This is a genomic window from Sinorhizobium sp. 8-89 (assembly GCF_030124325.1).
Lineage (GTDB): Bacteria > Pseudomonadota > Alphaproteobacteria > Rhizobiales > Rhizobiaceae > Sinorhizobium.
The window spans coordinates 93,753-110,407 of record NZ_JASKLR010000018.1; the positions used below are offsets into that span (position 1 = coordinate 93,753).

Here is a 16,655-nt window from a genome sequence, read left to right on the forward strand (position 1 = left end):
CGAAAGCCTGAGTACGTCTTGCCGATCAAAGCTGTACGACATAAGGACCTGAGCGCTGATCCTGCCGCCCCGTGCAAATGGGGCATTAATAGCCCGCTTCCACGGTCTCTTTTCGATGGAACGGCCTCCCGCCAAGTCAGGAGACAGTTTGCCGTCCGCAATGGTCCGTTGTTGACCTTGCCACTGAAGCCCCCTCGTCACTGATGACCCATGAGCCTTACGACTCAATTCATTGCCGAACTGGTCAGAGCTGCGAACGAAGCGAACAGGCTGACCCTGTTCGAGGTAAAGCGGCTCCTGAACCGATCGATCGCCACGATACGCGACATGCGCGAGGAGACCGGCATACCAGGCAGCAAGCGAGCTAAGGATGTTGTGATTGATCTTCAGGTGGCGGCCGCCCGGGCGGACCGCCTATCCTCCGGCGAAATTAGAGACGCCCTCATCGATGCCGCCGATGTGATCAGGACGTTGAAGATTCTGCTTGATGGCAAGGAATGAAATGCGTTTACGCTGCCCCGTGTTTTTTGAAGAGGCGTAGCGGAAACGCGGAATCGGACTTCCTCTCTGGTGAAAGCGTAGATAGCGTCTCTGCGTAGCTGATTCTCTTCGGCTGCGTCCCCGCATTCAATGAAGGCAACTGGATGTGGGATTTGCCCCGCCGTCGCGCGGGGCTTTTTCGTGGCCAGAGGAGCCCAAGGCCACGGGTGCGGTGGCAAAGCCAGCAATCGTGTTCGCACACGGAACATGTTATGAATGTCCATGCCTGAAAGCGAGCAGCACTACGAGTTTTCTGAATTCTGCGGCGAATTTGTCGATGACGGCGTGATGGTGGTTATCAGCATATACCGCCCAGCCGGAACCAACGCAGATTGGACGCTAAAGGTCATTGATCAAGAGGGATACTCGACCGTCTGGGATGATCAGTTCGATACTGATCGTGATGCCTTCCAGGAGTTTCTCCCACTGTCCGGCGCGACGGCATCCGCAGCTTTCTTGAGCAGTCGATTCACACTGTACATTGACGGTTGACTAGGGACGTATGGCAATGGCTGCAGGAAGGTCGGGTTACCGCGGCCTTTTTGGTTGCGCTATGCTCTGCCTTCGGTTCAGTGATTGGGTAGAGGCGAACCTGAACGGGAGGCCGGAGGACTCACCTCCTAGTAGGACCTTCGTCCCTTGCCGGTGCCTCATTTGAGGCGCATGCTCTCTCCCATCAGCGGCTATCAGCAAGGGCGCCGTTGGCCGGAAGATACGTAACGCTTTCGCCCCAACCATGGAGGCCGCGTCATGTATCCTTTTCGCGACTTTGACTGTGTCATCCGACCGGCTGACCTCAATCTCCTGCAACGCTTGTTCGAGAGCGAGCTCGCCAGAACGAATATGAAGTGCGACACGCCGGATGCTGATGCGCTCGCAAGGAGGCTGATCGCGCTGTATCAGAATGGCGTCAGGAACCCGGTCGACCTGCTTGAAAGGGTCAACGACCTTTAGGCCAAGTGGGCGTGACGTTGTCGTCACGATCGGCGGCTAAGGGATACGTATTCGCATTGACCACTGATGTACTGGCAATGGCTGCAGGAAGGTCGGGTTTACCCCGGCCTTTTTGTTTGCGACCGGGAAACTAACCTAGGAGATCCGCGTTTTTATAACGTCGCCTACAGCGCGACAATCGCTGCAGGGAGCGGTGTCCCGACCCCTCGAAGGATGCCGCTCTTTTTCGTCTAGAGGGCAGTTGGAGAGGGTTTCGATGATTTCCCGATACATGGCAGGGGAACCGCGGAAATCGCTTCCATCCTAACTCAACCTGCTCTGGGCCGGCCCTAAAGCTTGGCGATGTCATCAACCAAGTATTCCACCTGATACCGGACGGATTCAGATTGCTCGCTCACTACTTGCCATACCGCGCGGCTGTACTTCCCTTCGATGGTGATCCAATCGACCGCCACAAGGCAGCCCAGCACAACAATATAGAGCAGCAGGTCGCGCATGTCGGAAGTGTACCACAGATAGATTTAGAGGTCTCTAATACTATCGGTCGTCACGCCGCCGATCGCTCCTGCTGGTCTGCGTCTTTGGCAACGCGCATGAACTCACGCGAACGCGCGGCGGAATAGGCACAGCGGAACAATCACGCCTGTAATTCATAAACGCTCGCATCATCAGCCTGCTCGCGGATACCCTTGAACGACGGGTGCCGCAGTTTTCCGTCATCGGTCCAGGCGCGATATTCGACCTCGGCGATAAGGAACGGCTCGACGAAGACTGCGGCCTTTCGACGGAGCGACACGGCCGCCGTTTCCGTCACCATTCCCTCAAGCACCTTCCGCAGCTCGCGTGACAGCTCGTTTGACCAGCCAGTACCGCAACCGCCGACGTAGACGAGATCGGCTCCCTTCCGCGCCGCCAGCAGCAGTCGACCGACATGGCCTGGCACGGTCGACGGCTCGAAGCCAACGATGACAAAACTGTCACGACGCTTGCAGGTGATCTTCTGCCACCACTCGCCGCGGCCGCTGCGGTATGGCTTGTCGATGTGCTTGGCGATGATGCCTTCGAGGCCGTGCGCGCAGGCAACCCGATAGAACTCTTCCCCGTCCGCTTGCACTTCCTCTGAAAGGCGAACGGCGCCTTCACGATCGGCAACAAGCGGCTCCAGCAGCCGCCGGCGCTCGTGCAGCGGCAGGCGGCGCAGATCACGGCCGTCGAGGTAGAGGAGATCGAAGGCGTAGAAGACGATGGCGCCGGCCTCGATCGCGGAAGGCAGCCGGCCGAGAGCCCTCTGCAGCATGCCGAAATCGGAACGGCCGTGATCGTTGAGCACAACAGCCTCTCCGTCCAGGATGGCCGTTTTCAAGGCGAGCCGGCGCGCGTCGTCAGCGATCGAGGGAAATCTTTCGGTCCAGTCATAGCCGCCGCGCGTCAGTATCCGCACCCGCCCGGTTTCGATGTGCACGGCCAGACGGTAGCCGTCCCACTTCACCTCGTAGGCCCAGTCCTGCCCCTTCGGCGGCTTCTCGACCAGGGTAGCCAAGCACGGTTCGATGCGCGCCGGCATCGGATGGTCGGGTAGCTTTTTCGAGGAGGATCTGGCCATGCGCTCATTAACGCACAGATCATCGAAATGGTCGCATTGACTATTTGGATTATGAGAACATATTAAGAACGCGATCCGGCGCGATGCGGACGCGCCTTGCACGACATGCGGGAATCGACAACCTCACCCGAGGAGGATTAACGCATGCCCGATCCCCCCAAACCGAAATACAAATGGCGGCAGACCTGGCCGGATGCCCCGAAACACTTTTCCGGCTACGACGGCAGCCGACATATTGCGTCCATTCACTGGCATCATCTCGGCTGGTGGAACTGGTACATGTGCTGGAATTGGGCGAAAAACGCGAGCCGATGGAAGCGGCCGAACGGCCAAGCCGATTCCGCCAGGGCCGCGGCGCTCGAAGCCGAGGCATGCTACGAGGCCATCCTGAGGTGCGAATGGCCGGGCATGGTACCGGAGGACCTGCAGTGCATGCTCGACAATGAGGAATGGATGCGGACCAGACAATAGGACCGGGAACAATGTGCCACGAGATGCGTTGCTAGTGGCGCCGCGCAATTCTGCGGCACTAGGTCCCCGAACCTGATCAGAGTGCCCGCCCCCCGTCCCCCTGGTGCGGGCACTCACTTTTTCGATGCCTTCTACTTGCTCTGAAGATAGTCCATCACCTTCTTTCGGTTCGGCCCGGCTTCACGGATTGCTTCGAGAGCCTTCTGCCGTGTCACCTTCGACGTCCTCATGAGGTATGCTACCTCGTGCTCCTGCTCGGAAACGAGCTCACGGTCGCGACCTTTCTTCTTCGGATTATCTGCCATGCGTTCCTCCATGTTCAACCATGAAGGATAGGGGCCGAGCAGCCGGCGGCAAGGGCCGGAACCCTTACGCCATGTTAGGTGTTGACCTGCCGAGGAGGCGATCATGGCCGATGCGCTCAAAATGAAAAAGCTGATCTGGGATTGCCAGAGGGACATCGCCGCATACCTGCCGCCGGAGAGCGGCATCACGGAGCACCAGCTACTCCAACGGCTCATGACCCGGCTTGATGGTCAGCAGGCGAAAGAGGCGCTCGGTGATGATTGGAAGGGGTGGTGGCCGGGTGACGATGATGGCGGCGACGACGGCGGTCCATCTCCTCAAGACCGCGAAATGGCGTAACAACACAAATAGAGCTGCAGAGGTGTCAGTCCCTGCAGCTCCGGTCGCGACGTATCAATTATGTAGCTGGGGCTTACTCGCCCTGTTCCATCCAAGGGAACCGCTTCGACGTCGCTCACAACTATTGTACTCCCGGAGGGAGCTAGATCAAAGGGCCTATTGCTCAGCGGCGCAGTTGAGCACCGTCGCGCTGGCTTGCCTCGATCCTCTGCAATATCTCCCGGGTCACCCGCATGTCGGCTGCGAGAGCGTTCAATGTGCTCTCCACCGCCCGCATCGACGTCGCCGCCTCGGCTGCTTGCTTCTCGACCCCAGATAGCCGCAGCTCGTGATTGTCGATCTGCCGGATGGATGCCTCCACCGCGGTCATTCTCTTGTCGAGCCGGTCTATGCTTTGAGCGTGAGAATCTTGGTTCGCACTCAACCGCTCCCATGTCGCGCCCCATGCTATGAGCCCTCCGGCAAAGCCCAGCAGGATAACGACGGTGTTTAGGTTCCACTCCCATTTCCAGGCTGGTGCGCGGACGTTTGCCATATCATCTGTCCCGTTGGTCAATCCCTGTCCCTCGTATGCAATGCCACGGAAGAAGAAACCGGCCCCCGAGGATGAGGGCCGGCGTGTTCTGTTGTTTAGGTGTTCTTCGGCGCGAAGTAGGTGAGCAGCGCCGGCAGTCCGATCGTGAGCGCATAGAGCGCTAAGTATCCGTACCAGGGCGTGTCATCCGGCATGAAGGGGATTCCGGCCGTTCCGGTCAGAGCGCCACCGGCTGCGGCGGCGATGGCTTTCGATATGTTCTGCATGATGGTCTCTCCTTATTCCGCCGCCTTGGCTTCGCGCAGAGCGAGCGTGATTGCTGCATAGGCCTCGGCGGCCTTCACGAGCGCCGTCGCGGCTGTGACGCTGCCTGGGTCCTTGCAGACGACGTCGAGCGCCGACCAGGCGGCGGCCTCTTTGGCGATGGTGCGTTGCTTGATGTTGCCGGTGCTTGCGACAATGAGGAATGCAGAGTGCGCGGTTGCCGCGGCCGAGCAAACCTGCGGCAGGTTCTTCTGAATTGCCGAGTCGATCGAGCCGGTAGTGGTGCAGGACGACAGCATAAGGCATGCCGACGCCGCTGATGCGATGATCAGTGAACGCATGATCGTTTCCTTCGATGTTGGGAAAGGTCAGAGTTTCGCGGAGGCTTCCGCGCGCAGTTTGTCGCCGCAGGCCTTCGCGCCAACGATCGACGGGTCGAAAGCAAGCCGGGTGAAATCCCACTTGCCCCTTTGTTGAATGCCCAGATTGTTCTGGACCTCCGCATGCGAGAGCACAGTCTTATCGGTGATCTTGATGCCGTAGCACCGGCAAAGGTCGGCGACGGCGCTCGTCAGCGCGTCCCATTGCTTCCGCGTCACCGGATACTTGCCAGGATTGAAGGGCTGCTCATGAGATCCGCCCATGCAGCACAGTGAGACGCCGATGGAGCCGGAGTTGCAGTTGAGCGTGTGCACCGCATAGCCCTTCCTTGCCGGCGCCTCGTTGAGCTTGATCGAAGGGATGCCGCGGACCAGCTTGCCGTCGCCCTCAATGAGGATGTGGTAATGGCTCCGGTCAAACTCGCTCGCCTTGTGCGCACCAGCCGTCCAGTGGCAGATGATCCGGTCCACCTTTGCCGGCGGCATCCAGTCGGCTGGGACGATCGAGGCGGACGGTTCCGGCTTTGGCGGTGGCGGTTTCTCGCCTCTCAACGCTTCCAACTCATTCAGCGCCGAATTCATGGCGGTGATCGTCTCGCCGCCAGGATCTCCATCCGCTCCATGTTCCGGCAGCGGGAATCCGAGCGCGATCAAGCGCCGCTGCAGAGACTGCACGGTCTTATTCATGTTTCACCTTGCTAAAATTAAGTTGTATTTCGCCCTCTGGTTGCGATACATCCGCAACAGAGGGAGTACGGGGCAATGCTGAATTCAGTCAGAGAATTTGTGATGCGGGTGCTTGCCCTGACGGCATGGCACGAGGCCGTAGACGACGGGCGATTCTACTGGCGCCGCTGGCGCGATGGCCGGTGGGAATCCCGTGAGATGACGCCGGATGAATTGGACCGAGGCTTGAACGATTGGGCGATCAAGTAAGCCTCAAAGGCTAAGTGCCGCAGTCCACATCGTATCGATCTGCTCGTCAGTCAGACCGAGCGCCACGCCAACGCTTCCGATAAGCGGGTGTGTCCGGTTGAAGGTGGTTGCATATTCCCACTCGATCCGGGCGGTTTCCTTGTCAGCGCCGTCGGGCATGGCCTCAATGATTGCGCTGACCTGCGCCAAAGTGAAACCGCTGCTGACAAGCCCGAGGCGGATTTGGCGAGAAGAAAGGGCGGGCATATGGACGGGCGGCAACTTCGGGATCTCCTCTGCCATCCATTCACCGTCGATCCACTTGAAGATATACCCAGGGACATCTGCCGGCGGCGCGGTCTCCGTCGCATAAGCCGGGATAAGATATACCCCCGGTTCCAACGGGCTCTCGTCCGCCTCCGAGGCGCCAATGTATTCAAGGGTGTTCGGATCGTAGTTGTAGACCGAAAGCGACATGTCGGAACCTCTGTCTTAGTATTTGATGCAGGCAAGCAGGGCGATGTTGCGTGGTCGCGTGTCCGTGCCGGAGCCAGCAGCGCCGGAAGTAAACGATGCGATATCAACCGTATGGGTGTGTGTGTCGGAACCTGTCGTACCGGAAACCGTATGCGTGTGATCGCCAGCCGCGTCAGTAGCCGCCGCCTCAGAGCCGCTGTCTCCAACACCGCCAGATGTGCCGCCAGCGGCCTCTGTAACAAAGTTTCCGGGGGATACCCCGTGAGTGTGCGACCCGTTCGAGCTGGTCGTGGCCGAGAAGGTATGCGTGTGGGTGTCAGACGATGTTGTAGTACTCGGCGGGTCGATCGCATGGGTGTGCGACTGAATATTGGCGCCTTGGGCAGACCCAAAGACACGGCCGGTGTCGATGCCGCGAGCATCATCCCAACCCCGAACAAACTCGCCGCGGAGGTCAGGAAGGTTGAAGGTCGTGGAACCATCGCCCGCGCCGAAGGTCGTTCCGATGGCGGTGAACAGGGCGGCATAAGTGGTGCGCGAGACTGCCGCTCCGTTTGCCTTCAGATATCCACTAGGAGCCGTGTTTTTGGCGTAGAAGATGACCGTCCCCGCAGGGGTCGAATTCGACGTGAGGCCATCAACCTCCGATTTGCTGTAAACATCTAGTGTCGTGCGCGCGACCGAGTTGGAGGCATCATCCAGTAGCGTCTTTGCAAACGTCGTGACGCCGAGCGTGCTGAGTGCGGTCGATGCGTCGGCATCGTCAACCAGAGAACGCCCGAACGAGGTGAAGGTCGTTAGTGCCCATGCGCCCGTCCCCGTTGCGTAGGGGAGCTTATCCGCCGCCGAGACTAATGCGGCGATAGCCGTTAGATCGGCATCATAGGCTTGAACATTCACCCCAATCTCAATCCCGAGGGCGGCACGCGCTGCGCTTGCCGAGGTCGCGCCGGTACCGCCTGCCGTGATCGGTCGGGCAGCATTGGCGTCCGCCGTCAGATCATCGACGAAGGCGTTGTAAGGCACGCTCTGAATGGTCGTGTTCGACACGCCTTTCGTGCCGGCCGGGGGTGCGTAAACCCCACCAGTTCTGGGCATTGGCATTCTCCATAGAAAAAGCCTCCGAACCGGAAGCCTTGTCATTTCAACAAGATTTGGGTTTCATACCCCTCGGGGGGCAACGAAGGGGCGTATATGACCTACCTGGACGAAGACGCAGAACGAGCCATTCAACTTTTCATGGCCGAGTACGCTGTCAGCCGAGACGAAGCGCTTCGCCGCATCGTGCAGGACTGGCTCATCGGGCATGGTTATCTTCCCGACAGCGAAGACAATTCAGTGACCGGGGCCGCGGACGAAGCAATGCTCGGCGGCGCCTAACTGAGCCATCTTCATTTTCTCCGGTACTCGTGTATGTTGTGGGAATGACCGCACGGCACACCATTGAGCACGACCCCCAGGAGCCGAAGATCGATCGTCGGCCCGAAAGCTTTCGTGCCTTCTTCGTCATCCTGGCGCTTGGATGGGTGTGGTACCTGTACTTCGTTCCTTTTGATTGGCGATCCCTCCTCGTGGGGCTCGTCACCGGAGGGGCCTTGATGCTGTGGGCGTCGGTACGTTTCAAGCACCTATGGTAGGCGGGCAATCCCCGCGTTCGATCCTTGCAATATGCTCGATAAGATCAGCGCGCGGAGGCGGTCGCGGCTGGCTTGTTGGCCGTGAACTCGATTAAGCGTCGCCAACGCCTGTTCGGGATTTGTTTCCATCAGTGATCGACCCACCCTCTCGACGACGCGGGGCGGCAGCCCTTTCCCCGCGTTGAAAGCCTGGCGAGCACCTGTTAGCGCGGCCTGCTTCCAGTTACCCGTAAGCAGGTTTGCCAAGACCGCCGGATCGAAGTTGGCCATGTCGTCGATATCGCCGAGGTTGTCAGCGGTGCGGCTGTTGCCGAGAGCGGCATTCGACGTCTCGAACATCCGGTTCTCTCGGCCGATGCGATTGCCGAGCTGCTCCGCCCTCCCAGGTGCAGCGAAGGCCTGAAATTCCTGCTCGTATTTCGGTGTAGTCAAGGATCTGGCCCGGTTCGTCGCCGGCCCCATGGCGTGGCTCTCGATATCCGCGATGATCGGGTCAACATAACCGGATCGGAACGCCTGCTGCTGATCAGGGGTCATACTGTTGAACTGCTCGATGCTGTCTTCAGCCCGAACACGGCCGGACTTCGCGGCCTGCCCATCCGCTACGCTGTCGATTACGCGGCTCCGCGTGGCGAACATGTCATTTGCACTCCGAAAAGCCGGGGAAGCTTCTTCGAGCGCCCGATCAACCTCTCGCTTGACCTGTGTTAGGTAGTGTGCGCGGTTGCCGGCGCCCTGCGCGTCCGCTCTTGCGATCATATCGTCAAGGTCGAGCTTGACCCTGAAAAGCGCGTTGAAATCCGTCACCTGTGAATTGCCGTCCGAGATCATACGGCGCACGCGAGCCAGCGCCCCCTCGATTGTGTCATTTCCGATATTGTCGCGAGGGTTGACGACGCGATTGACGCCAGGAGAAAGCGTTTCGTCGATCCTGTCCAAGATCGGCGTTATATTGACTGCTCCAGCGTTGCGGCGCGCTGCGGTGTAGAGAGCATCCGCTTCCAGATCCCTGGCATCGGTAAGGACCCGCGTAACCCGATCGGATGTCTGCGGCGCTTCGAAACCTTCTGCAAGCGCATTAGCTAGGCGCTGAGGTTGGCCCATCTGCCGGCGGACGAGAAAGTCCGTCACTTCCTGGCGGGCATCGTTCGGCGTTCTGGTGACCGGCACCAGCGCGCGCTGTCCTGCGTTCCCCATCGCCTCGGCGAGGGTATACATGCGCTGCCCATCATCGGCGGCGGCGCGCATGATTCCGGCAATCTGCTCCGGCGTCTTGCCCGAGCGGCGGAGATAGGTCGCAAGTGCCTTGTCGGTATACTGTGTCGGCCGGAACGGGGCGACCAAGGGAGCGATAGCGCCTTTAACCGCTCCCGAGGCCGCTGTTGTAACGCTCGGAAGGGCTCCGCCAATGCCAGCTCCAGCGAAGCCGCTTACGCCAGCATTGTAGAGCCTGTCTTCCACCCCTTCCCCACTGCCAAATCCCTGAGCTCCACCGAGAATAGCACCTTCCATGGCCGAGGCTTTGGTGACGCCAGCCAAGCCCTTGCCAGCATTGATCGCGCTCGTGGTGGCAGATAGCCCATTTTTAGCAAGCCCAACCCCGCCGCCGACCGCGCCAAGGATCTGGCCCGTCAAACGCTCCGCCATCCGGTTCTTAGCGTCCTGGTCGTCGATTTCTCGCTGACGCTTGACGTTGCGCTCGTAACGCTCGGAAACGCTACCACCGTTTTCACCGGTACCGAAAATCGGGTTGAAGAGCGCATCCCCGCCGGCTGCAATTTCGTCGGCCAGGCCGAATGACATCGTGTCCGCAGCGCCTCGCATGAACGTATCAGCACGCCCAAGCCAATTATCGCGGGCATCCGCCTGTTGCGGCTCTATCGCCTGTGGTGCTGGCGGCCCGGATGATGCCTGGTTCGACCCGCCTCTCATCCGAGAAATCTCCGCCGCGAGCGCCCGCGCGGCTTCGATGTCGCCAGCCCGATCGGCATTGACTAGCGCATTGGAAAGCTGCTCGAGAGTGGCCATTATGGCGCTCCGTATTTCTTGAGGAGATCATCGATGTTCTGGCCGGTCGCGGGCGCCCCGTCGGGCTTGTAGTAGGTGCCACCGCGCAAATCGGTCGCCCGATCCTTGTTGAACTGCAGCCGCTTTTCGGCCAACGCACGAGCGCGACCGAATACCTGCTTACGGACCTCGCGAGGCATCGTAGAAGAACCTTGCAGCTCGAGCAGGATATTGCGCTCACCTTCCGTCGGATTGCCGCCGAAGATGGTTTTGAGCTGCGTGATGGCTTGACCGATGATGGCGTTGTCCATGTCGGTCGTGGCTTGGGAGCTTTCCGGGCTGGAAACGACATCCGGCACCACCCAATCGGGCAGATTATTTCCGATCGATGCTCGCGCGCCGGCAAACCAGCCGCTGTTTGCCTTGTCCGACAGAGATTCCGCCTGGGACAGAGCGTCCAGCGCACTCTGGTTCGCCGCAACCATTTCGTCGGCTTCGAGGATTGCTTTCTTGTCCGTGGCCGTGAGCGCCTGCGCATCTTCGCGCGGGAATTTCCCCGTTAGGATAAAGGACTGATAGCGCGGATCTTCCGGAGTCAGCCCCAAGCTCTCAGCAGCAACTTTGCGCGCATCGACCTCGTTGCCCACGTTGATCGTCTGGCCGGCGCCGCCAACTGCGTCGATCTTGCCGCCGCGAGAGCGTTGATAGACGCGCTGATCCGTCTCAGGAATGCCAAGCCGCTGGCGTTCTTCGGACGTGAGCGTTTGATATTCCGGCGTCTTCAGATTCTCGACTTCCTGCCGTGTCTTTTCCAGCCCGAGTTGGTAGGACGGATCGCTGCGCTTCTGCTCGACCTCGTATTGCTGGCGCTGAAGCCAAACCTGTTGCTCACGCTGAGCCTCGGCTTGCTGCACCTGCTGTTGATAGAGTGTCTGGAGAACGGCGCGTTGCTCGTCGCTCAGAAACGGATTACTTAGAGCCTGCAGCAACGTCATCTGATCTGGGCCTTGCGGCTGGGGCTGTGGCGGGATCGGCTGCGCCTGGGCAACCTGCTGCGGCTGCGGAGCCTGTGCCTGCGGCGCTTGTGCCGGCTGAGCGTTCATGCCGGGGAACTGAGCCCGGTATTCCGGCGTCTGCTCGAAGGCGGCGACCTCATTGGTAAGAGAGGGTTGAGGAGGTGCGGCGGTCGCTGGCGTCGACTGGTTCGGCTGCGGCCGCGCGGAGGGGACGCCGATTGACGGGTCAAGACTGGCAACCTGCTGCGGTGTTTGCTGCCCTTGGAAGCTCGGCAGAAAGGCGTTTGCGTAGCCGAGCCGGTTCGCAGCCTCGCCGCCGGGACGGTTCCAGCCGGCGAACTTCCAAGCCCGGTTGATGATCCCCTGCGCTTCATCGACGCTTTTGGCGTTGTTCAGCTCATTGATGAGGTTCGGATCTTCCTGCAGAAGGAATTCGGCCTGCGTCTGCGGAGAACCGTTCCCTTTCTCGCCTTTTGATGCCGCATAATCCTGAAGGTTTGCAAGTCGTTGCCCGCGCCAGGACATGATGCCGCCGGCAGTCCCGTCCTTGCCGCTCTCGCTCGGATCGCTCCACGTGCGGTCTACGTTCTTTGGAGAGAACCTGCTCTCTGCCTGTCCTGTCGCCGCGACGGCGGCAAGGCCGTACGGGTTCGTAATGGTGTCGTCCACCGTATCCATGAAGCCGGAATAGATGTCATTCCCGCTCATGTTGACATCGCCGACGCTCGCCGTGCCGCGCGCCGCCGGCCTACTCCCCGGCGAAAGCCTGCTCGAGGCACTAACATGCGGCGCCTGACCGATGATCCGATTAAACAGGTCGCTTGCCGCACCGCGGCCGGCCTTTTCCGCCTTGTCGGCCCTGCGGTTCATGACGCCGGCCACGATACCGGAGCCGAACGCGTTCAAGCCCTCTCCGACATTCTTCGGGGCGGCCGACGCGCCCATGATCGCCATCGCCAGTTCACGCTTGCGCTTGATGGATTCGGGCGTCTCTCCGGTGTCGCCGCCGAACAGGAAGGAATAGGCCATCAGTAAAGACCTCCATTGCGGCCGCCAGTAAAGAAGTTAGCCAAGCCGGTCATCATTGACGGCTGAGCGCCGCCCGGAGTGGTCGGGAATGCGGCGTTGCGCTTGGCAAATCCAGCCGCGAGGCCCGACCCGAGCATGCCCATTCCGCCGCCGATTCTCTGAGGTAGGGGCTGCCCCATGATCTGGGCCTGCAGCCGCTTAGCCAGATCCTCGCGCGTGGGCTTTGAGCCCTGATAGCCGCTATAGCCCATCATTTGCGCTTCCCAGCGTTGAAGAGAGCGCCGTAATTGACGCGCCGGAGACCGTCAGGGCCCTTTACGACAGCATCGGGGCGGACCTTCTCCACCTCCTGCGCCATCACGCCGATGCGCTTCGGAGCGTTCTTGCCTTCGCCCTTGTAGCGGTAAGAGTAGAGGCCGCCGACCTTCTTGATGTCCTTTTTCGCGCGTTTGTCGGAAAGGCTGGCAAGCTGGCCGCCGAAGCCGAGAGCCCCACCCCAGAGGCTCTGCATGTTCGCCTGCTGCTGCTGGTAAGCGCCCATCTTGTTCGCATAATCCTGCTGGACGAGTCCGGCATAATCGACCGTGGGCATCGGATTTGATTGCGTCGGGACGAACTGCGGATTGTTGACCTGCGCGCCGGACATGAGGCCGATGATTTCGTTGATCGGCTGGTTGCGCTGGGCGTACTGCTCGTTGAGGTATTGCGCCCGCGCCTGGTTCTGCATGTTGAGCTTGGCTTGCTGGGCGTTGAAGGTCTGATCCTTCAATGCATTGTTGCCGGCTGTGGTCGTGTTCGCGTTCTGGAACATCTGCTGATTGGCATCATTGCTGAAGCCCGCAGATGCGAGGTTCTGGCCGAACTGCTGCTGCTGTGCCGAATTCTGGAACGTCGCCTGGTCGCGCGCGAGCCCGGCTAGGCGGCTCTGCTCCTGACCGGCATTGAGAACGGCAGAAATCCGGGCGTCGTTGGATTGCCGGCTCGCCTCGTCGATCGCCCGGTTGTAGGCCTCCGATCCCGGCTGCAGACCCTGATTGACAAGACGCGTTTCCAACGCCGCCCGGTCCCGCTCGAGCTGCGGGTTGAGGCGATCCATTAGCGCTTGTTCGTATTTCGTCGTGTCGAAATCAACGTCGTAGGACTTCGTGATGTCGCCTGCGTTGCCAAGGCTGGTCTGAAGATTGGGACCGCTCTGGAACTGCTGGTATTGCGGCAAGCTAATCTTCGTGGGGTCCCCGGCCGCCGGAGCCTTGGAAATGTCCATCGGCTTGCCGAGCAGGTCGTTCAGCTTACCCGACTGCGTGTTCGCCAGCGTCGCCATGTTCAGTTCGGCGCCATCGGTCTGGTTCTTGATCGCCTGCTGCTCGGGCGAAAGCGTCTGTGTCGCGGTCGGAACCTGCAGATCGTAGACCTTACCGCTAAGAGGATCGGTCCATTTCTGCGTGGTGTAGGTATATTTCAGCGTCCCATCGGGCGTGACCTGGTTGACGTTTCCCATGACGTTGTTGGCGACGGCGGTTCCAATGTTCGTCGCGGTCTGTGCCGATGCCGTTTCCTTCGGATCCGGAGATTCCGGCGCGCTACCGTAAAGGCCCATGTGTCAATCCCTTATCCAGTCTTCGACGGTCTCTCGCGAGCCGGCATGGCAGAGTTCGAAAAAGTCTTCCGTGGCGGTTTTGGCGTGGTCGTAGCCGCCGCAGATTGCGGCAACCGCAGTGACAATCGATCCGACCGCTTCCCGCATAACGAAGCCGAATTGCCGCTTCAGCGCGTCTCGCGAGGAGCGCCATTCGTCGCTCAACTGCCACTGAACAATGACGCTGTTGATCAGTGGTGCCAGGGTCGCCGCGTAACGGATAAAAAACGGGTTGAGCGGTAGTTGCGTGAGCGTGCGGATGAGCAGCCAACAGACGTTCCGTTGCCGGTGTTCGTCCTCGTCAACGATATTGTCGGCGAGACGCGCAATCGCGGCTATCTCGGCCAGGAAATCGGCCGCCGTCTCATCGCCGCGCGTCCAGCGCAACAGCGCCGAGCGCACCGTCTCCGGATCGTTGGGCAGCATCAGGCGCTCGCCTCCCCGATTGATACTTGCAGGGTGGCAAGATCAACCTCGATGTCGAGCTTGAAACTCCCACCCGAGGTGATGATGCAGCCGACTGCGAGCATGTCGCCCGCTGCCCTGACGTTCTGGCGGAAGTCGTAGCGCGCTTGCTGCGATACCCCGTCCCATGTGGCGACGTCCCAAAGGCCCACATCCCACTCGGATGAGGTGCTGTCGCCCTCGGACACACTGTTGAAGGTCGGGACGGACTTGGCATCGTCCGCCCGGGCGAACAACCGGACCTTCGGCTTAGTCTTAGCGCGAAAGAACATGTGCGCCATGGTCGCGGTAGCCCGTTGCCCGAACTGACCGGCGGGCGAGGCTTGCGAGAGATAGGCGGCGCTGAATGTCAGGCTGTCATCTGTTCCGCCGGTGTCACCCTGCCAGACATAACCGTCGATCGAGCCGAAGAACAAACTGCCCTGCAGGGTGTCGTAGCAGTTGGCGAGCCAGTTGGTGATGGTCGACCAGCGGCCGTTGAGAACATTGAGGACGAACGTCGTGTCAGTGACGACTGTGTTCTCGGGGAAAGCGACAAAGACAAGGTTCTGCTCAGGCCATTGCTTGAGCGTCCAGCCACCGCCCGTCGCGTTCGCCGCCAGTCTCCAATTGTCCTCGATCGGCCGCGAGACGGAAACGAGGCTCAGCGCCTGACGGTCGCGCTGGAAGACCTGCGAAATCGGCGTAAGCCCATCGGAGGTGGCGACGAGGATATCACCGCCTGCTCTAATCCAAGCGTTTTTGCCGAGTGGCCGGCCGATCTGGTAGACGCCCTTCAGCGCGAAATCCGACGCACTGGACGGATCCGACCCGGCATAGACTGCCACCTCGCCCTCGGTCGAAACGAAGACGCACATATCGGACAGGCCGTCGCCGCTTTCCACCGACCACGAGAAGCCGGTAAGCAGTGAGCCTCCACGCTTCATGACGCCGCCGAGCGGGAACACAGAGGCCGCGCCGCCAACCGCATTCACGGCCAAGTAATAGGCGTCCAGCGTGCCGTTCTTCAGGAAGAATTCCCGGTTCTTGAACAGCCAGCCGTAATTGAGCTGCGACATCGTCGTAGAGTCACTGAAGGTGATAGCCGGAGATGTCGTCCAACTCGTGCCGTTGTAGAGTTGCCGGTCGTTAGCGCCGTTCAGACAAACAAGATAGGACGTTCCGGCGTTTGTATGTTGGAAGGCGCACCAGTCGCCGCCGCTCATGCCGCTGACGTCCGCTGCGGTGGTGGTCGGAGGCGCCGCGGGAGACGTCATGTTGTAGATCGCCGAATCTGTCGCCATGAACAGCTTTTCGGTCGAGCCGTATTTATATTTGAACGCGCTCTTGATGTCGCCGCCGTCCGCCGCCAGCCCCTTTTTCTGGGAGCCGCCGCGGATCTTGCAACCGGTGAGCGTCGGCAGGAAGTTGCGGAGCACTGCCGCCGAGCCCGGTTGCTGCGCCGCCATGTCCACGGTGGTCACAAGTCCGCCCTTTGGCGCAGGGAACGTTACCGGCTGCGATGTCTGCTGTCGGCCGATGGAGACCGCCCCGCGATTGCTTTGCCCGATCCTGCCGGGTCTGACAGCCATCTTCATGCCGCACCCCGATCGGCGTTAATTTCCTGCTCGAGGTCGGCTTCGAACTCGGCAAGATTGTCTTCGAACGGGAGGCCCTTTTGCCTCTTCCAGCGCCAGAGCACGCCTTTGACCAAGAGCCGTTCAGGAAAGAGCGTGGTGTCGTCATCGGCTTGCAACGTTGCCTGCGGCCCGGCCGGGTCGTTCAATACCCAATTCTTCGACACATAATCGACGACGGCGCCAACGGCCGAAGATGCGGGCGAGAACAGGAATTGGCCGCCTTTCGTGAAGAAATACGGCGTTGTGGACGGAACGCCGACGATGACGGCCCATTGCCCGCCGTTATTGACCGGTCGCACACGGTTACCGCATCGCCGGAGAATTTCCCGAGCGACTTTCAGCGGCTCGTGCCTGGCGGCTCTGTGCGGACGTCGGCAGGCACCTTTGTGCGACCGGTCAATAACGGCGGGCAATGGGCCGTCATCGTCGGCGTTCCGTCCACAACGCCGTATTTCTTCACGA

General features: G+C 60.4%; 21 protein-coding genes and 3 pseudogenes. 8 read left to right on the forward strand and 16 right to left on the reverse strand.

Annotation, left to right across the window (positions count from 1 at the left end; all coding sequences use genetic code 11):
• The first annotated feature begins 210 nt into the window (after window positions 1–210).
• From QN219_RS25435 to QN219_RS25445, 3 genes and pseudogenes are all read left to right on the forward strand, one after another.
• Window positions 211–501 carry a hypothetical protein gene (locus QN219_RS25435; RefSeq protein WP_284002884.1) on the forward strand — a complete coding sequence of 97 codons (291 nt, stop codon included), beginning with the start codon at window positions 211–213 and terminating at the stop codon, window positions 499–501.
• Window positions 502–762: 261 nt separating this feature from the next.
• Window positions 763–1,025 (forward strand): annotated as a pseudogene (locus tag QN219_RS25440) (hypothetical protein).
• Window positions 1,026–1,290: 265 nt separating this feature from the next.
• Complete coding sequence (locus QN219_RS25445) at window positions 1,291–1,494, forward strand: hypothetical protein (RefSeq protein ID WP_284002885.1); 204 nt, start codon at window positions 1,291–1,293, stop codon at window positions 1,492–1,494.
• Between the two features lie 329 nt (window positions 1,495–1,823).
• Here the strand turns inward: QN219_RS25445 and QN219_RS25450 are convergent, their stop codons facing one another.
• Window positions 1,824–1,991: a hypothetical protein gene (locus tag QN219_RS25450; protein WP_284002887.1), complete on the reverse strand. Its 168-nt coding sequence runs from the start codon at window positions 1,989–1,991 to the stop codon at window positions 1,824–1,826.
• Between the two features lie 140 nt (window positions 1,992–2,131).
• Entirely contained in the window at window positions 2,132–3,097 is a 966-nt protein-coding gene (ligD, locus tag QN219_RS25455; RefSeq protein WP_284002888.1) for a non-homologous end-joining DNA ligase, read from the reverse strand.
• A 144-nt stretch (window positions 3,098–3,241) separates the two neighbouring features.
• Between ligD and QN219_RS25460 the strand changes: the two genes are divergently transcribed.
• Entirely contained in the window at window positions 3,242–3,568 is a 327-nt protein-coding gene (locus QN219_RS25460) for a hypothetical protein (RefSeq protein WP_284002889.1), read from the forward strand.
• 131 nt (window positions 3,569–3,699) lie between these two features.
• Here the strand turns inward: QN219_RS25460 and QN219_RS25465 are convergent, their stop codons facing one another.
• Window positions 3,700–3,873 (reverse strand): DUF3606 domain-containing protein, encoded by a 174-nt coding sequence (locus tag QN219_RS25465; RefSeq protein ID WP_284002890.1) that lies wholly within the window; start codon window positions 3,871–3,873, stop codon window positions 3,700–3,702.
• Between the two features lie 103 nt (window positions 3,874–3,976).
• On the opposite strand from QN219_RS25465, the gene QN219_RS25470 reads away from it, so the two are divergent.
• Window positions 3,977–4,213, forward strand: coding sequence for a hypothetical protein (locus QN219_RS25470; protein ID WP_284002891.1), 237 nt, complete (start codon window positions 3,977–3,979; stop codon window positions 4,211–4,213).
• A gap of 163 nt (window positions 4,214–4,376) precedes the next feature.
• Here the strand turns inward: QN219_RS25470 and QN219_RS25475 are convergent, their stop codons facing one another.
• From QN219_RS25475 to QN219_RS25490, 4 genes are all read right to left on the reverse strand, one after another.
• Complete coding sequence (locus tag QN219_RS25475; RefSeq protein ID WP_284002893.1) at window positions 4,377–4,748, reverse strand: hypothetical protein; 372 nt, start codon at window positions 4,746–4,748, stop codon at window positions 4,377–4,379.
• Between the two features lie 95 nt (window positions 4,749–4,843).
• Window positions 4,844–5,014 (reverse strand): hypothetical protein, encoded by a 171-nt coding sequence (locus QN219_RS25480; protein ID WP_284002894.1) that lies wholly within the window; start codon window positions 5,012–5,014, stop codon window positions 4,844–4,846.
• 12 nt (window positions 5,015–5,026) lie between these two features.
• Entirely contained in the window at window positions 5,027–5,353 is a 327-nt protein-coding gene (locus tag QN219_RS25485) for a cell wall anchor protein (protein WP_284002896.1), read from the reverse strand.
• A 27-nt stretch (window positions 5,354–5,380) separates the two neighbouring features.
• A complete protein-coding gene (locus QN219_RS25490) occupies window positions 5,381–6,079 on the reverse strand; it encodes a peptidoglycan recognition family protein (RefSeq protein WP_284002898.1) in 699 nt (232 codons plus the stop codon).
• Window positions 6,080–6,154: 75 nt separating this feature from the next.
• Here QN219_RS25490 and QN219_RS25495 point away from each other — a divergent pair, with 75 nt between their 5' ends.
• Window positions 6,155–6,328 carry a hypothetical protein gene (locus QN219_RS25495; protein ID WP_284002900.1) on the forward strand — a complete coding sequence of 58 codons (174 nt, stop codon included), beginning with the start codon at window positions 6,155–6,157 and terminating at the stop codon, window positions 6,326–6,328.
• Window positions 6,329–6,331: 3 nt separating this feature from the next.
• Here the strand turns inward: QN219_RS25495 and QN219_RS25500 are convergent, their stop codons facing one another.
• Together QN219_RS25500 and QN219_RS25505 are read right to left on the reverse strand one after the other, a co-directional pair.
• Entirely contained in the window at window positions 6,332–6,784 is a 453-nt protein-coding gene (locus QN219_RS25500) for a hypothetical protein (protein WP_284002902.1), read from the reverse strand.
• Between the two features lie 15 nt (window positions 6,785–6,799).
• Window positions 6,800–7,882: a phage tail protein gene (locus tag QN219_RS25505; RefSeq protein WP_284002903.1), complete on the reverse strand. Its 1,083-nt coding sequence runs from the start codon at window positions 7,880–7,882 to the stop codon at window positions 6,800–6,802.
• A 96-nt stretch (window positions 7,883–7,978) separates the two neighbouring features.
• On the opposite strand from QN219_RS25505, the gene QN219_RS25510 reads away from it, so the two are divergent.
• Complete coding sequence (locus QN219_RS25510) at window positions 7,979–8,164, forward strand: hypothetical protein (protein ID WP_284002904.1); 186 nt, start codon at window positions 7,979–7,981, stop codon at window positions 8,162–8,164.
• 248 nt (window positions 8,165–8,412) lie between these two features.
• On the opposite strand, the gene QN219_RS25515 is transcribed toward QN219_RS25510, so the two are convergent.
• The 7 genes and pseudogenes from QN219_RS25515 to QN219_RS25545 form a co-directional block, all read right to left on the reverse strand.
• A complete protein-coding gene (locus QN219_RS25515) occupies window positions 8,413–10,449 on the reverse strand; it encodes a hypothetical protein (RefSeq protein WP_284002905.1) in 2,037 nt (678 codons plus the stop codon).
• Window positions 10,449–12,473 (reverse strand): phage tail tip lysozyme, encoded by a 2,025-nt coding sequence (locus tag QN219_RS25520; protein WP_284002906.1) that lies wholly within the window; start codon window positions 12,471–12,473, stop codon window positions 10,449–10,451. The genes QN219_RS25515 and QN219_RS25520 overlap by 1 nt, the downstream gene beginning before the upstream one ends.
• A complete protein-coding gene (locus QN219_RS25525; protein WP_284002908.1) occupies window positions 12,473–12,727 on the reverse strand; it encodes a hypothetical protein in 255 nt (84 codons plus the stop codon). Before QN219_RS25525 ends, QN219_RS25520 begins: the two co-directional genes overlap by 1 nt.
• Entirely contained in the window at window positions 12,724–14,070 is a 1,347-nt protein-coding gene (locus QN219_RS25530; RefSeq protein WP_284002909.1) for a tail fiber domain-containing protein, read from the reverse strand. The genes QN219_RS25525 and QN219_RS25530 overlap by 4 nt, the downstream gene beginning before the upstream one ends.
• 3 nt (window positions 14,071–14,073) lie before the next feature.
• Window positions 14,074–14,535: a hypothetical protein gene (locus QN219_RS25535; RefSeq protein ID WP_284002910.1), complete on the reverse strand. Its 462-nt coding sequence runs from the start codon at window positions 14,533–14,535 to the stop codon at window positions 14,074–14,076.
• Complete coding sequence (locus QN219_RS25540) at window positions 14,535–16,145, reverse strand: hypothetical protein (RefSeq protein ID WP_405052263.1); 1,611 nt, start codon at window positions 16,143–16,145, stop codon at window positions 14,535–14,537. The genes QN219_RS25535 and QN219_RS25540 overlap by 1 nt, the downstream gene beginning before the upstream one ends.
• A gap of 2 nt (window positions 16,146–16,147) precedes the next feature.
• Window positions 16,148–16,501, reverse strand: a pseudogene (locus QN219_RS25545) (hypothetical protein); the annotation flags it as partial.
• On the opposite strand from QN219_RS25545, the pseudogene QN219_RS25550 reads away from it, so the two are divergent.
• Window positions 16,466–16,655: pseudogene (locus QN219_RS25550) on the forward strand (hypothetical protein); the annotation flags it as partial. The pseudogenes QN219_RS25545 and QN219_RS25550 overlap by 36 nt on opposite strands.

Bases quoted from the DNA above. Each gene is read 5' to 3' on its own strand.
- QN219_RS25435 (WP_284002884.1), top strand. From the start codon at position 211: ATGAGCCTTACGACTCAATTCATTGCCGAACTGGTCAGAGCTGCGAAC.
- QN219_RS25445 (WP_284002885.1), top strand. From the start codon at position 1,291: ATGTATCCTTTTCGCGACTTTGACTGTGTCATCCGACCGGCTGACCTC.
- QN219_RS25450 (WP_284002887.1), bottom strand. From the start codon at position 1,991: ATGCGCGACCTGCTGCTCTATATTGTTGTGCTGGGCTGCCTTGTGGCG.
- ligD (WP_284002888.1), bottom strand. From the start codon at position 3,097: ATGGCCAGATCCTCCTCGAAAAAGCTACCCGACCATCCGATGCCGGCG.
- QN219_RS25460 (WP_284002889.1), top strand. From the start codon at position 3,242: ATGCCCGATCCCCCCAAACCGAAATACAAATGGCGGCAGACCTGGCCG.
- QN219_RS25465 (WP_284002890.1), bottom strand. From the start codon at position 3,873: ATGGCAGATAATCCGAAGAAGAAAGGTCGCGACCGTGAGCTCGTTTCC.
- QN219_RS25470 (WP_284002891.1), top strand. From the start codon at position 3,977: ATGGCCGATGCGCTCAAAATGAAAAAGCTGATCTGGGATTGCCAGAGG.
- QN219_RS25475 (WP_284002893.1), bottom strand. From the start codon at position 4,748: ATGGCAAACGTCCGCGCACCAGCCTGGAAATGGGAGTGGAACCTAAAC.
- QN219_RS25480 (WP_284002894.1), bottom strand. From the start codon at position 5,014: ATGCAGAACATATCGAAAGCCATCGCCGCCGCAGCCGGTGGCGCTCTG.
- QN219_RS25485 (WP_284002896.1), bottom strand. From the start codon at position 5,353: ATGCGTTCACTGATCATCGCATCAGCGGCGTCGGCATGCCTTATGCTG.
- QN219_RS25490 (WP_284002898.1), bottom strand. From the start codon at position 6,079: ATGAATAAGACCGTGCAGTCTCTGCAGCGGCGCTTGATCGCGCTCGGA.
- QN219_RS25495 (WP_284002900.1), top strand. From the start codon at position 6,155: ATGCTGAATTCAGTCAGAGAATTTGTGATGCGGGTGCTTGCCCTGACG.
- QN219_RS25500 (WP_284002902.1), bottom strand. From the start codon at position 6,784: ATGTCGCTTTCGGTCTACAACTACGATCCGAACACCCTTGAATACATT.
- QN219_RS25505 (WP_284002903.1), bottom strand. From the start codon at position 7,882: ATGCCCAGAACTGGTGGGGTTTACGCACCCCCGGCCGGCACGAAAGGC.
- QN219_RS25510 (WP_284002904.1), top strand. From the start codon at position 7,979: ATGACCTACCTGGACGAAGACGCAGAACGAGCCATTCAACTTTTCATG.
- QN219_RS25515 (WP_284002905.1), bottom strand. From the start codon at position 10,449: ATGGCCACTCTCGAGCAGCTTTCCAATGCGCTAGTCAATGCCGATCGG.
- QN219_RS25520 (WP_284002906.1), bottom strand. From the start codon at position 12,473: ATGGCCTATTCCTTCCTGTTCGGCGGCGACACCGGAGAGACGCCCGAA.
- QN219_RS25525 (WP_284002908.1), bottom strand. From the start codon at position 12,727: ATGATGGGCTATAGCGGCTATCAGGGCTCAAAGCCCACGCGCGAGGAT.
- QN219_RS25530 (WP_284002909.1), bottom strand. From the start codon at position 14,070: ATGGGCCTTTACGGTAGCGCGCCGGAATCTCCGGATCCGAAGGAAACG.
- QN219_RS25535 (WP_284002910.1), bottom strand. From the start codon at position 14,535: ATGCTGCCCAACGATCCGGAGACGGTGCGCTCGGCGCTGTTGCGCTGG.
- QN219_RS25540 (WP_405052263.1), bottom strand. From the start codon at position 16,145: ATGGCTGTCAGACCCGGCAGGATCGGGCAAAGCAATCGCGGGGCGGTC.